This is a genomic window from Suicoccus acidiformans (assembly GCF_003546865.1).
Taxonomy (GTDB): Bacteria; Bacillota; Bacilli; order Lactobacillales; family Aerococcaceae; genus Suicoccus; species Suicoccus acidiformans.
In genome coordinates this window covers 1,865,372-1,879,159 of sequence record NZ_CP023434.1, presented here as the reverse complement: position 1 = coordinate 1,879,159, position 13,788 = coordinate 1,865,372, and the positions used below count along the sequence as shown (strand labels likewise).

The following is a 13,788-nucleotide window of genomic DNA, read 5'->3' as shown; positions in this document are numbered from 1 at the left end:
AAATTAATTCATACGAAAATGAGACATTTTGCTTGAGAGAATGTTCATATCCTATATAATATGAATCATCTAAAGATTTTATGGGAAGATAGGAGGAGGCAAATGAAGCAAATCATTATTGCCACCCACGGGCAATACTCGGTGGGATTGAAAGACGCTATTGAAGTGCTTACCGGGGCAGGCGACCAAATTACGGCTTTAACCTTGCGACGTGAGGATCATATTGAAGATTATGAGGCTCGTTTCGTTGAAGAAATTGAAGGGGCAGAGGAGGGGGCCCTGGTCTTTGTCGATATGATTGGAGGTTCGCCTTATAACGTTGCGATGAAGTACCAGCCCCAGTACAAGAATTATCAAGTTATTTCCGGTGTCAATCTCGCTATGGTGGTCGAAGTGATGGAGTTTCTGGATCAAAAGAGTTTATCAGAATTATCTCATATGGCTAAAGAAGCAGGGCAAAAGGCCATTGAAGACTTTGGGGAAAGGTTGGAACCAGTGGTATCACTAGCGCAAGCTGAAGAAACAGCTCGTCAAGTAGGCGTGACTCAAATTACTCTTGCCCGGGTTGATCACCGGCTCTTGCATGGGCAAGTTGTGACGAAATGGTCAAAGATAGCGAATCCTACGGCCATCATTATTGTAGACGACGCCTTAGCCCAAGATGAGTATATGATTGAAGTATATCGCTCTTCAGCGCCGACAGGTGTTGAAGTGATTGTTGCACCGACAGAAGTGATTGGCTATGCTTACGAGCATCAGACGATGCCCAAGGGCAATGTAATGCTCCTCTTTAGAGATTTAGTGAATGTCCAAAGGGCCTATGAAGCGGGCTTGAGATTGGAACGCTTACAGTTGGGAGGAATTCCTAACGATGGCACGAAGCAGATGGTCTTTCAAGCGGTTAATTTATCCGAAGCTGACGTAGCCATTCTAAACTTAGTGGAAGCGGCAGGAACGGAGGTCTATATTCAAGTGGTGCCAGAGGAAGCTGGTATCACCTTCCAGGAAGCTAAAGGGAAATTAAATTAAGTTGAATTAAGAGGAGGGTAATGATGCAAAGTGTATTATTAATGGCCATTGTAAGTGGCTTATGGTATTGGTTCTCAGCTGGTTTAGCTGGGTATACCTTATTTTCAATGTTGAAGTCGCCAACTTTTATTGGTTTTTGCCTTGGCTTATTGTGGGGTGACCCCATCACAGGGATTATGGCCGGTGGATCGATTGAAGTTGTGTATTTAGGTCTGGTAGCTCCAGGGGGGAATATCCCGTCCGATAAGGCTTTAGCCGCCTTGATTGCTGTGCCTTTAGTATTAATGTCAGATATGTCCGTGGAATTGGCGGTATCTGTGGCAGTGCCAGTGGGTGCTATCGGTGTGTTGATTAACAACTTGAGACGTTATTTCAATGCGATTTTTGTTCATCGGGCCGATGAATTGGCTGTGGAAGGTGATGTGAAAGGGATTTGGCGTAATGCTACTTGGTATCCCTTAGCCCTAGGCTTTGTCATGCGTTTTCCAATTGTCTTTGTGGCGAATTATTTCGGGGCGGATTTAATTAATCAATTGCTGACGATTATTCCTGAATGGGTGCTTCATGGCATGAGCGTGATGGGTGGTCTACTGCCGGCTCTAGGTTTTGCTACGACTATCTTTATGATTGGCAAAAGAGAGTATATACCTTTGTTCTTCATTGGTTATTTCTTAGTGGAGTATTCAGGTTTAACGACGATTGGGGCGGCCATTTTTGGCTTGATGATTGCACTTATCATCAGTTACATGGGTGGCTTCCCACGTTTGCGCGGTGAGATTGCGGCCGAGTCGTCCAGGGAAGAAGTAAGCCCTAAGACAGCGCGCCGGACGAATCAAGACGCTATTGATGAAATGATGGGCCGTAAATAGTCAGGAGGATACACATGGAATCAAATAATAAAACACAATTAACTAAACGCGACATTACCCGCACATATCTTCGTTGGTGGTGGACAGCGGAAATTTCGAACTCTTTTGAGCGGATGCAGTCCCTGGCTTATGCTGCTTCCATGGGCCCTATTCTGGAGAAGTTATATGGTAAAGGTAGTCAAGGACTTAAAGATGGCCTGCAAAGACATCTTGCCTTCTTTAATACTCAGGCAATTTGGGGTGCGTTAATCATTGGTACAACCGTCGCCATGGAAGAGCAGAAGGCGAGTGGCGAAGATATTCCTGATGAGACGATCACCTCCTTTAAATCGGGGTTAATGGGGCCTTTGGCAGGAATCGGCGACTCCTTAGACTTTGGGACAATTCAGACGATTTTCTACTCATTGGCCGCTTCTTTTGCGGTGACAGGAAATTTCTTAGGGGCTTTCTTTATCGTCGCCTTCTCAGTCATTCACTTCTTTGTCGGCCTAGGTTTTATGCATACGGGCTACCAGCAAGGGCGCAAATCTATTATGGATATCCTACAAAGTGGTCGTATTAATGCCATGATTCAGACGGCTTCGATTCTCGGTATGTTTATGATGGGCGCCTTATCTGCGAATATGGTCCGCTTGGAAACACCCCTTGAATTCAATGTATCTGGATCGGTCATTAATGTCCAAGAAACCTTAGACGGGATCGTTCCTGGTTTACTGCCACTCGCAGCGGTTTTATTGGTATACTGGGCCTTGAAGAAAGATAAATTTACACTCAGTCAATTAATGGTGATTATTACGATTGTTTGCCTAGTGGGCGCCTTCTTCGGTATTTTCTAAAGAAAGGGTTAGATCATGAATAAGCGCGAGAATGTAATTAAATTGATGCATGGGGAAGCCTATGACTTTGTTCCGGCAGGTTTTTGGATTCATTTCGATGAGACGGTCAATCAAGGAAGTATTGAGGATAAGGCGCAGGCTCATTTGCATTTCGCCCAGGCGGGAGATTTATCCGTGGTGAAGGTGATGAATGAGAATGAGTTTCGCCGGAAAGATGCAGTCCAGAAAGCTTCCGATTGGGGGAAGATTTCGGTATGGTCTCCGAAGGACTCGCTATTTGCTGAGCAGCGCGAGATTTCTAATCGAGTTGTGGATTTATTGGACGGCGACTATTATTCCATTGGAACGGTGCATGGCTTAGTGGCCTCCCTGTCCCATAGTTCCGGTTTGAAGTACGCAGGTTCTTTGGAAGTGCTCTTAGAACATGCGCAACAAAATAAGCAAGCCGTCCTAGACGCTATTAAAGCAACTACGGAGAATGTCATCAATATGCTAAATGTAGCTCAAGAGACAGCTGTAGACGGTATTTACTATGCCGCTTTAGGAGGCGAAGCAGACCGACTGCCCCGTGAATTCTATGAAGAATTTATTGCGCCCTATGATTTGGCAATCTTGAAAGAAGTTCGCCAGAAACCAATTTTCCTCCACATTTGTAAAACCAATATCGATTTCGATCGGTTCAGCGCCTACCCAGCCGATGTTGTGAACTGGCCTATTTATGAAACCGGCCTATCCTTAACTGAGGGGGCAGATCGCTTTGAAAACAAAGTCATTCTCGGCGGCTTAGATGACCGCTCAGGCGTATTGGTTGAAGGCAGTGAGGCGGATATCCAAGCAGCGGTTAGTGATATTCTGGATGAAATGCAAGGTCGTCGCTTTATTCTAGGGGCCGACTGCACCTTACCAACGGAGATTGATTATGCCCGCATTCAAACAGCGGCTACCTTTGCTAGAGAGGCATAATAATGCAAGTAGATTATCAAGACTATGTCGAGGCTAATTATGCGGATATGCTTCAAGATGTTCTAAATTTAGTGCGCATCCCATCGGTGAAGCAAGCGGATGCGGGTGCTTACCTTTTCGGCCAAGCGATTCACGAGGTGCTCAATGAATTTGAGCGCCTTTGCCATCGTTTAGGCATGCACCAAATCCACCGGGAAGATGATTACTATGCGTGGGTCGAAATCGGTAATCCGACTTTGCCCTTAGTTGGCATCATTGGCCATGTGGATATTGTCGACTATGATGCGACTACCTGGGCCTTTAACCCCCTGGGTGAAGTGACAGCGGATACGATTTACGGCAGGGGAATCTCGGATGATAAAGGGCCAGTGGTCATGTGCTTATATGCGATGAAATATGTCCAAGACCACAATATTCCCTTGCGAATCCGCTTAATTGTCGGTGCAGACGAAGAGTCTGATTTCCATTGCGCTCAGAAATACCTTGCGAACCAGGAAGAAATGCCAGCTTATGGCTTAGTGCCTGACGCTAAGTTTCCGCTCGTTCTGGCGGAAGAGAGCATTTGGAATCTTAGCTTTCGTCTGACCTTGGCAGACTTGGGTTACCCTGATGCGGAGGGGCTGTCTGGCGGAACCGACACGAATATTATTCCAGATACAGCAGAAATCGTCCAAGCAGGTGAACGCCAAATTTTTAAAGGCGAAGCCGCCCACGCAGGAAACTACCAAGGCAAGCAGAATGCGATTATGGAGCTATTTAAAGCCAAGAAAGGCGCAACCGGAAGTTTCTTAGATCGCCTGGTCCCTTACCAGGCAGATGTGGCTTATGAAATTCCTTTTGCAAATGAAGCAATTGTCGTCAAGCCGACTAAATTGGAAATGACAAACGCTGACTCCGTTCTGCTGACCCTGGATATACGAGTTACAGAAAGTCTGGATATTTACCAGGCTAAACACGAACTGCTGAAGACTTTCAGACTCCAAGAAAGTCACATAACGCGAGAGAACATCGCCCAAGGCTACCGCTATAGCCAAGATCATCCGCTAATACAGAAACTCCTCGAAGTCTACCAGGATGCCTTGAGCAATTTGCCGGTGAGTCGCCCATTGAGCGAACCATTAGCCATTGCTGGCACAACCTATGCGAAATACTTCCCCAACTGCATCAGCTTCGGCCCAGGCTTTCCTGGTGAACATAGTCACGCCCATCGTGCCGATGAGCGCATACTCATCCAATCCTTCAAAGACGCGGCTTATATATACGCCCAAGCTATTTGTGCTTTTGTGGATTTTGAGTTGTAGGTAGGGCGGAGCAAGCAGGGTGTTGACGCTTGTGAGAAGGCCGCTCGATTTGTTGGTGAGTGGTTAAAGGAAACAGTATTCAAAATGCCGTTACTGGGTGCAGTAGCGGTATTTTTCGTTTGATAGATGAAGGAAGGGTGGGTAGGTAGGGTTTAGCGCGCCAGAGGATTCTGCCTCCTGGCTTACGTGGTAGGGTTCCACCACGACAGTGAAACTGCCTCAGACTAGCGTGGTGCACCTCTATCACGTCATTGGATTGGCTCAAGACTGACGTGGTGGACTTCCCCCACGTCATTGAATCTGCTTCTGACTGACGTGGTAAGACTCCCCCACGTCATTGAATCCGCCTCAGATTGGCGTGGTGGACCTCTACCACGTTATTGAACTTGCTCCAGACTGACGTGGTAGGGTTCCACCACGACAGTGAATCCGCCTCTGACTAACGTGGTGGACCTCTACCACGTCATAGAACTTGCTTTTGACTAACGTGGAGCATCTCCCCCACGTCATTGAATCTGCCTCAGACTAACCTGGTGGACTTCTACCACGATAGTGAACCTGCTCGTGACTAACGTGGTGGACTTCTCCCACGTCATTGAACCTGCTCGTGACTAACGTGATGGACCTCTCCCACGCCAGTGGACTCACTTTTACACAACAATATCCGACTTTACTGTCCAATTATCCTCTACAGTACCTCCAAAGACCTCTCTCAGCCGAGACGCACAACCCCAAGCAAGCCCATCCGTCAATCTCTTCTAAAGACTGAGATACAGTACTTACTGTGGAGCCCTATACTCATTCAGCTTTCTACGACAAATCCGAAAGGAGTCAAAGGATCTATCTCAACTCATTTGCTGATTCACTGATTTTTGTCTAAAAACATTCCTTGCTGTATAATAAAACAGACGATTAAAGCACTTTAAAGGAGGGGATAATTTGGATCAAACGTTGCAAGTGATACGAGGCACCTTATATGGCCAAGCGATTGGTGACGCTTTTGGGATGCCGGGAGAGCTTTGGTCGCGGGCGAAGATTCAGGACTATTTCGGGGAGATTAATGATTTTCTGGATGGACCAGAAAGCAATGAGGTGGCGAAGAATTTCACCAAGGGTCAGTTTACGGACGATACAGCGACGGCCTTGGTAATACTTGATTCACTTATTGCGACGGATTTTCAACCGAAGCAAGCAGATATTGCTGAGAAATTAATTCAATGGGGTGAGGTGAATCAAGCTTTTGAGAAGGAAATATTCGGTCCGTCGACGAAGGCAGCGCTGTTAGGGATGCGAGCAGGCAAATGTCGCGAAGAGCTTGGTGTAATTACCAATCAAGCTATTACCAATGGTTCTGCGATGCGCATTTCACCGATTGGTTTGTTATTCACGCCGGATGAAGCAACAGCTCTCATTGACTATGTGACAGAAATTACGGCCACAACTCACTCGTCTGATGTTGCGATTGCGGGTGCGGTTGTTGTAGCTGGTGCTGTGAGCTATTTTACCCAAGGGCGAGACTGGGCGGATATGCTGGAGTTTGTCTATCATCTGCATGATTTGGCCTTAAGCAAAGGGGCAGAGACTTATCAAGCGTCTATTAAAGAACGCATCAAACTAGGCATCAACTTAGCCCACCGCTTCCAAAATGCGGACCAACTCTTTTTGCAAGCTGTGTATGACTTATTAGGGACGACGACTTTGATTACGGAATCAGTTCCGGCAGCTTTAGCTATTGCTTACTATGCTCAGGACGTAACTCATTGTGCGAAATTATGTGCGAATCTCGGTGGGGATACGGATACCATTGGTTGCATGGCCTGTGCTATTTGTGGAGCTTACCAGGGCTTTGACCAGATTGACTCAGCCTGGGTAGAGTTGATTGATGAGGCGAATGCGGTTAACTTAGAAAACTATGCTCAAGCAATATATACACGTTTTAAGGAAGAAGGTAAGTTATATGAATAATGAAATACAGGTTCCTGATAACCAAAGACGCTCGACTCCGCGTGATTTATTCTTTATTTGGTTTGCGAATAATATTGGCATTCTTGGGATTGTTATGGGGACAATGATTGTTGGCTACGAACTAAATTTCTATCAATCACTTATGGTTGCAGCCCTAGGGGCCGGATCCTTTGCCTTGGTTGGATGGATAGGTGTCATTGGCCAAAAGACCGGAATTACGACCTTTGTCCTGTCACGAGCACCTTTTGGTATCAAAGGGAATATTATTCCTAATTTTGTCGCTTGGTTAAATTTAATTGGTTGGTTAGCGGTGAATATTGTCACGGGAACCCTTATTTTGAATGTGTTTTTCCAGAATTTACTAGGGATTGAAGGGACGTTTGTGACACTATTTTCTCTAGCTATTTTTGTCGCCTTGGTTTTATTGTCTGGACGGATTGATGCTAACCGATTGGCGAAAGTTCAGACCATCCTGACGTATGTCTTTGGTGCCTTAACCCTCTTGGTCTTATGGGTGCTTCTTAGGGATGCGAATTGGGGTGAGCTACTTGCCAGGCCTGCAGGGGGCTGGGCATCAGGCTTCTGGCCTGCTGTGTCGATTATCGCAGCTGGAACGGGAATCAATTGGGCCATTGCCGGTGCAGATTATGGCGCCTATCAAAAGCAGACAGCAGCCCATTCGAGCGTTTTTTGGAGCACGACGATCGGTGCCTTTATTCCGCTTTTTGTTATTTTGACAGCGGGGATTATACTGGGTAATATGCATCCAGCTTTTATTACGGCGGCTAATCCTATGTTAGATATCCATGCAGCTTTACCCAGTGGACTCGGCCTAGTATACCTTCTGACGGCTGTGGGCGGACTCATTCCCCAATGTATTGTCAGCCTGCAATCAGCCAATATGAACCTCGCATCCTTGAATATTCACATGAGCCAAAAAACTTCGATGCTCCTGCACGGACTCTTGATGGTGACCATTGCTTTATACGTGCTCTTCTTTTCTGCCTCATTTCTCAGTATCTTTGAAACCTTTCTCGGCCTGCTAGGCATTCTACTAGCTGCTTGGGCGGCAGTCTTTCTCGTAGATTACCTAATCAATCGCCGGCAAAAAGGGTACAATCTTGAACTACTTAAAGTAAAGGGACCGAATCAAGCTAATTGGCCCGCCATCAGCAGCTGGCTTGTCGGGGTAGGAACTGGCTTTCTCTTTACGAATAATCAGTTCTTTACCGGGCCTTTTGCGACAGGTCTTTTCGCCGATAATTCCTTGGGAGTACTGCTAGCGATGATAGTTAGCGCCACTTTGATGTGGCTGACGTCAACTGTGAGGAGGGGACATCATGCAAGCTAGAACCCTAGTAATTGGTGCAGCCGTCATAGACATCATTGTCAATATCGACCGCTTGCCAAAGACAGGCGATGATATTTACGGAGAACTCGAAGAAGTACTGGTCGGAGGTTGCGGGTATAATGTTCAGCGCCTTTTGACCCAAGCGGCGGTTGCCCATGATTTCTTCTGTCCTATTGGAGAAGGACCTTATGCCGATATAATTCGTAACCAGTTCCAAAAAGAAGCCATACAAATACTGGTCGAAGATGAGCGGATGGATAACGGTTGGAACATTGCCTTTGTTGAAGCTGATGGCGAGCGAACCTTCCTATCCGTGCCCGGAGTGGAAACGCATTGGCAAGCCGACTGGCAGGCCTATATTCCACAAGTTGTCTATGATTACATCTATCTATCCGGTTATGAATTGGAAGGTGAATCCGGCTGGGTCATTCTCGATTGGGTGACGCAAATGCCGGACGCTACCATTATCTTTGATCCCAGTCCAAGAGCAGACTTTTTGAACCGAGAATTATTACAACAAATTTACGCACTCTCGCCGATTATTCACGCCAACCAAGCCGAATTATTCGCCTTGTCTCAGCAAGACACCTATGATGCAGCGGTTAATGACTTGTACTCATACACACAAAATGACATCATAACTACAATGGGCGGCCAAGGAGCCCGCTATTATGATGGCGTTACGATGACGGAAGTTCCAGCTGAGGCAAGCCAAGTTGTCGATACAATTGGAGCGGGCGATGCCCACACAGCAGGCTTTATCATCGGCAAATCAAGAGGCTTGTCATCCTTAGCAGCAACAAAGTTAGGCAATCAGGTAGCTGGACAAGTGGTAGCCCAAAGAGGCGCTAGTTTAGCACAGTTACATCTGAATGAATGAAAAATCGGATATGCTCGTTCGATAAACTTAAATCGCCGTCGTTCATTGCAACGACGGCGATTTAAAATTGCGAGATATATCATGACTGCGCCAGCGAATCTGCTATTGACTGACGTGGTGCACCTTCACCACGTCAGTGCTTCCACCCCAGACTACCGTGGTGCGTCCTTACCACGCCATTGCACCCACCCCAGACTACCGTGGTGCGTCCTTACCACGCCATTGCTCCCACTCTTGACTTATGTGGTAAGGTTCTACCACGTCATTGCCTCTGCACCAGACTTACGTGGTAAGTCTCTACCATGTCATTGCACCCACCCCAGACTACCGTGGTTCGTCTCTACCACGCCAGTGCTTCCACCCCAGACTACCGTGGTGCGTCTCTACCACGTCAGTGCTCCTGCTCCAGACTACCGTGGTGCGTCTCTACCACGCCAGTGCTTCCACTCCAGACTTACGTGGTACATCTCCACCACGTCATAGAACCTGTCTCTGACTTACGTGGTAAGGTTCTACCACGTCATAGCCTCTGCACCAGACTTACGTGGTAAGACTCTACCACGTCATAGAATCCGCCTCTGACTACCGTGGTGCACCTTCACCACGCCAGTGCTTCCACTCCAGACTAACGTGGTGCACCTTCACCACGCCATTGCCCCCACTCCTGACTGACGTGGTGCACCTTCACCACGTCAGTGCACCCACCCCAGACTAACGTGGTTCGTCTCTACCACGCCATTGCCCCAACTCCAGACTAACGTGGTACACCTTCACCACGTCATTGCTCCCACTCCAGACTACCGTGGTGCGTCCTTACCACGCCATTGCTCCCGCTCTTGACTTACGTGGTAAGGTTCTACCACGTCATAGAATCCGCCTCTGACTACCGTGGTGCGTCTCTACCACGTCATTGCCTCTGCACCAGACTTACGTGGTAAGACTCTACCACGTCATAGAATCCGCCTCTGACTACCGTGGTGCACCTTCACCACGCCATTGCCCCCACCCCAGACTACCGTGGTGCGTCTCTACCACGCCATTGCTTCCACCCCAGACTACCGTGGTGCGTCCTTACCACGTCATTGCTTCCACCCCAGACTACCGTGGTGCGTCTCTACCACGCCATTGCTTCCACTCCTGACTTACGTGGTACATCTCCACCACGTCATAGAATCCGCTCCAAACTAACGTGGTACACCTTCACCACGTCATTGCCCCCACCCCAGACTACCGTGGTGCGTCTCTACCACGCCAGTGCACTCACCCCAGACTAACGCGGTGCGTCTCTACCACGTCATTGCTTCCACCCCAGACTACCGTGGTGCGTCTCCACCACGTCATAGAACCTGCTCCAGACTACCGTGGTGCGTCTCTACCACGCCATTGAATCCGCTCAAGACTAACGTGGTGCACCTTCACCACGTCATTGCTCCCACTCCAGACTACCGTGGTGCGTCTCTACCACGCCAGTGCTTCCACCCCAGACTAACGTGGTACACCTTCACCACGTCATTGCCCCCACTCCAGACTTACGTGGTAAAGTTCTACCACGTCATAGAATCCGCCTCTGACTACCGTGGTGCGTCTCTACCACGTCATTACACCCACTCCAGACTACCGTGGCACACCTCCACCACGCCATTACCCCCGCTACCAACTCCCATAGAATAGCTATCCCCGCCCGCAGATAAGTTAACAAGGGGGACGCATCTCTCAGTTTCGCACACACATCTGAGCCAGTTCCTTACGTCTGTTCTCAATAAAGATTGATGCCACGGCAATCGCCGTGGCTTCCTAAGAACAAACACACTGACTTCCACCTCCTGGTGATTCAAGCACTGGCCCCAGAATATAGAGGTAAATTTATATGCGCAAATATCCCACTATTGTATGTTTAATAGCTCATTATGTGCCAAAATGTACTTTGATGTTTATTACATAGGAGGAGTCGAATGGATCGATATTTAAATTGTTTAGAGAATTTATTAGAGAATCCTAGCTTCTTCATGATGCAATTAGCTAGTTCGATCGCTTTAATTGTATTAGCGTTTCTTTTTCTTAAGTTCTTGCTGTGGTTATTGTCTAGGCATATTGAAAGTGAGAAGACAACCCGGTGATTATACGGAATTTTAGAATAGTTGTTGCTTAAATCATGATCTTGTTGGTGGGTAACATTTGGTTCTCGCATACCCGATACTTGGGCCTATTATTCCCTTTGTGGCCTTAGCTGCTAAGTATTTAATTGTGGATATGGTAGCTTATTTCTATGTCAGTATTCGTTATCCCTTCTATATTGGTGATTTAATTGATTCGAATGGGATTACCAGCAGAGTCATTGATATGGATATTCTTGAGTTTAACCGTGACGAATTAGGAGATCTGGTTGAGACTTTGTCTCCAACAGGGTGTTACGTTTCTATGCTAAATCGCTTTATTTTCTCATCAACCGTGTATAATTATACGCCTGAAGATTCTTTTGTGATGCAAGAGGTAGATATTCTGGCCAGCTTTGAAGTTAATCGAGAAGAAGCACTGAGAATAGCAGGGAAGGTTGCTCATGAGAAATATACGTAAATTATCGATAATTATGACGAAGAGCAATTAGAAGTATTTAATTGCGATTTAGAATACCATGAATACAATCGTAAGCCCAAAATTCGCGCAGAACTCGATGCCAATGGCTTTAGAATCTATATTCAATACTTCAGTTCCGTTACTGAACTCGGTAAGAACCGGATGATTATGCAGAATGGCCTCTATGACACCTTTGAAGCTAAGAATATTGAAATGCCAGTTCCAATGTATATTCGCATAGAGCAATAATAATTAAAAATGACGCAAAGCTCCTAAGCTTTTGCGTCATTTTTTTGAGATTATAGTTCGATGCAGTTTGCCTTTAGATAGCCATGTCTTTCGAGTTGCTTTGCTAATTGGATGAGGAGCAATTCCTGACCTCGCTTGGCAGCAAATTGGGAACCTAATGGCAAGCCGTCCGCATTCTCGTAAAGGGGCAAGGAAATAGCGGGCTGGCCGGTAATATTCATTAAGGGGCAGTAAGAGGTTCGCTGATATACGTGATCAAAGGCTTCATGGGCTAATTCCCACAGGGTTTGTGGCGGTAGGGACGAAGCGCGATTTATCCGATCTACCAATGATTGGCTATAGGCGAGGGCATCGTTCCTCTGGGCCACAGCTGATGTTGTTGGTGTCAAGAGAACATCATACTGTTCGTAAAAGCGGTCCATTTGAGCGATTAATTCGTCTTGATATAAGACGAAATCTGAATACGCAAAGGCTGGAATGTGTGGCCCGGTTTGGTAACATAGCCAGGCAAGTGGGTCGATATCTTCGGCTTGAATTTGCTGGCCAGATTCTTTAATACGCAGAATATTCTTGCCAATTTCAACGGTTAGAATCATATAATAGTAATCCATCAATTCATTATAATCAACCGGTAAAGCGATAGCTTCGACTTCATGGCCTAAATTTCTCAAAGCCTGAACCGTCATTTCAATAGCCTGTATAGCATCGGAACTGTTTCCCTGTCCTCGCGGATGGTCAGTGGTGTAGGCAATCTTTAAGGGCCTATCGATAGCCTTTAATTCATCTTCTTGAATGATGGGTAAGGTATTGCGACTAGGATTTGGCATCGCTTGGAAAACTTGAATACCATTGAAGATATCCCGAACCGAACGAGCGATAAAGAAATTCCCCGATAAGCCATTTATCCGACGCAATACTTGAGGACTTGCAGCAATGCGACCATGGCTGGGCTTGAGACCAATTAATCCACAGTCTGAGGCGGGTACCCGGATTGAACCTCCTGCGTCTGAGGCTGCCGCTAAAGGGACCATGCCTGATTTAGTCGAAGCAGCCGCGCCACCTGAAGAACCTCCTGGATTATAGGCTAAGTTATGCGGGTTTCTGACTGAGCCGAAATACAGAGAATCGGAGACGGTTTTCAAACCAAATTCTGACGTATTAGACCGACCAACGAAAATCATGCCTGCTTCACTAGCGATTCTGATAAAATCATCCGTGGTGGTGGATTTCTTGCCTAGAAAGAGTTTGGAACTTTGAGAACTGACCGACCCCTTCCACAGTTGACCTAAATCTTTAAGTAGAATCGGCACACCGAAGAAAGGCGAAAGCTTCCGGCGCTCAGCAGATGAAAGTGTCGCGAGATGTTTATCTAAGCGTTTAGCTCGTGCAAGAGCTTGGTCTTGATAAATATAATTCACTGCATTCAATTGAGGATTTAAGCGGTGAATATTCTCAAAAGCATACTCGGTGACTAACTTCACCGAATAAGAGCCATCTTTAATAGCCACGCCATAATGTGTTGCGTCATGCTTAAATAACATAGGCATCCTCTCCCAAAGTATAATAATAAATTGCAAACAACAAATTGTATATTATAAAAGACAAAAAAAGAAAGCCCAGTCATTCTATTATAATCATAGGATAACTGGAAGCTTATCTTTGCTTCTTGACGGAAGACAGCAACAGTAATTACTGTCTATGATTATATTGAATAGTTTACCATATTTTATCAAAAAATAAAATATTTTTTGGGAAATTATACAGACATTCG

The 13,788-nt window shown here is 46.5% G+C and carries 11 protein-coding genes; 10 read left to right on the top strand and 1 reads right to left on the bottom strand.

Annotated elements, in window-relative coordinates; all coding sequences use genetic code 11:
- The first annotated feature begins 102 nt into the window (after positions 1-102).
- The 10 genes from CL176_RS08795 to CL176_RS08755 all read left to right on the top strand — a co-directional run bounded on the left by CL176_RS08795 (position 103) and on the right by CL176_RS08755 (position 11,768).
- A complete protein-coding gene (locus CL176_RS08795) occupies positions 103-1,029 on the top strand; it encodes a PTS sugar transporter subunit IIAB (RefSeq protein ID WP_162890910.1) in 927 nt (308 codons plus the stop codon).
- A gap of 23 nt (positions 1,030-1,052) precedes the next feature.
- The gene (locus tag CL176_RS08790; protein WP_118990975.1) at positions 1,053-1,898 is read left to right on the top strand and encodes a PTS mannose/fructose/sorbose/N-acetylgalactosamine transporter subunit IIC; all 846 of its coding nucleotides are present in this window, start codon (positions 1,053-1,055) and stop codon (positions 1,896-1,898) included.
- A gap of 14 nt (positions 1,899-1,912) precedes the next feature.
- A complete protein-coding gene (locus CL176_RS08785; RefSeq protein WP_118990974.1) occupies positions 1,913-2,734 on the top strand; it encodes a PTS system mannose/fructose/sorbose family transporter subunit IID in 822 nt (273 codons plus the stop codon).
- A gap of 15 nt (positions 2,735-2,749) precedes the next feature.
- On the top strand, positions 2,750-3,697 hold the full coding sequence (locus CL176_RS08780) for a uroporphyrinogen decarboxylase family protein (protein ID WP_118990973.1): 948 nt from the start codon (positions 2,750-2,752) through the stop codon (positions 3,695-3,697).
- A 2-nt stretch (positions 3,698-3,699) separates the two neighbouring features.
- Positions 3,700-4,998, top strand: coding sequence for a M20/M25/M40 family metallo-hydrolase (locus CL176_RS08775; protein ID WP_118990972.1), 1,299 nt, complete (start codon positions 3,700-3,702; stop codon positions 4,996-4,998).
- 939 nt (positions 4,999-5,937) lie between these two features.
- Positions 5,938-6,963 (top strand): ADP-ribosylglycohydrolase family protein, encoded by a 1,026-nt coding sequence (locus tag CL176_RS08770; RefSeq protein ID WP_118990971.1) that lies wholly within the window; start codon positions 5,938-5,940, stop codon positions 6,961-6,963.
- Positions 6,956-8,314 (top strand): purine-cytosine permease family protein, encoded by a 1,359-nt coding sequence (locus CL176_RS08765; RefSeq protein WP_118990970.1) that lies wholly within the window; start codon positions 6,956-6,958, stop codon positions 8,312-8,314. Before CL176_RS08770 ends, CL176_RS08765 begins: the two co-directional genes overlap by 8 nt.
- On the top strand, positions 8,304-9,194 hold the full coding sequence (locus tag CL176_RS08760; RefSeq protein WP_118990969.1) for a PfkB family carbohydrate kinase: 891 nt from the start codon (positions 8,304-8,306) through the stop codon (positions 9,192-9,194). The genes CL176_RS08765 and CL176_RS08760 overlap by 11 nt, the downstream gene beginning before the upstream one ends.
- Before the next feature lie 1,952 nt (positions 9,195-11,146).
- Positions 11,147-11,311, top strand: a complete 165-nt coding sequence (locus tag CL176_RS12330) for a hypothetical protein (RefSeq protein WP_162890909.1) — start codon at positions 11,147-11,149, stop codon at positions 11,309-11,311.
- Positions 11,312-11,369: 58 nt separating this feature from the next.
- Positions 11,370-11,768: a mechanosensitive ion channel family protein gene (locus CL176_RS08755; protein WP_118990968.1), complete on the top strand. Its 399-nt coding sequence runs from the start codon at positions 11,370-11,372 to the stop codon at positions 11,766-11,768.
- A gap of 299 nt (positions 11,769-12,067) precedes the next feature.
- Here CL176_RS08755 and CL176_RS08745 read toward each other — a convergent pair whose 3' ends face one another.
- Positions 12,068-13,558, bottom strand: coding sequence for an amidase family protein (locus CL176_RS08745; protein ID WP_118990966.1), 1,491 nt, complete (start codon positions 13,556-13,558; stop codon positions 12,068-12,070).
- Positions 13,559-13,788 lie beyond the last annotated feature (230 nt).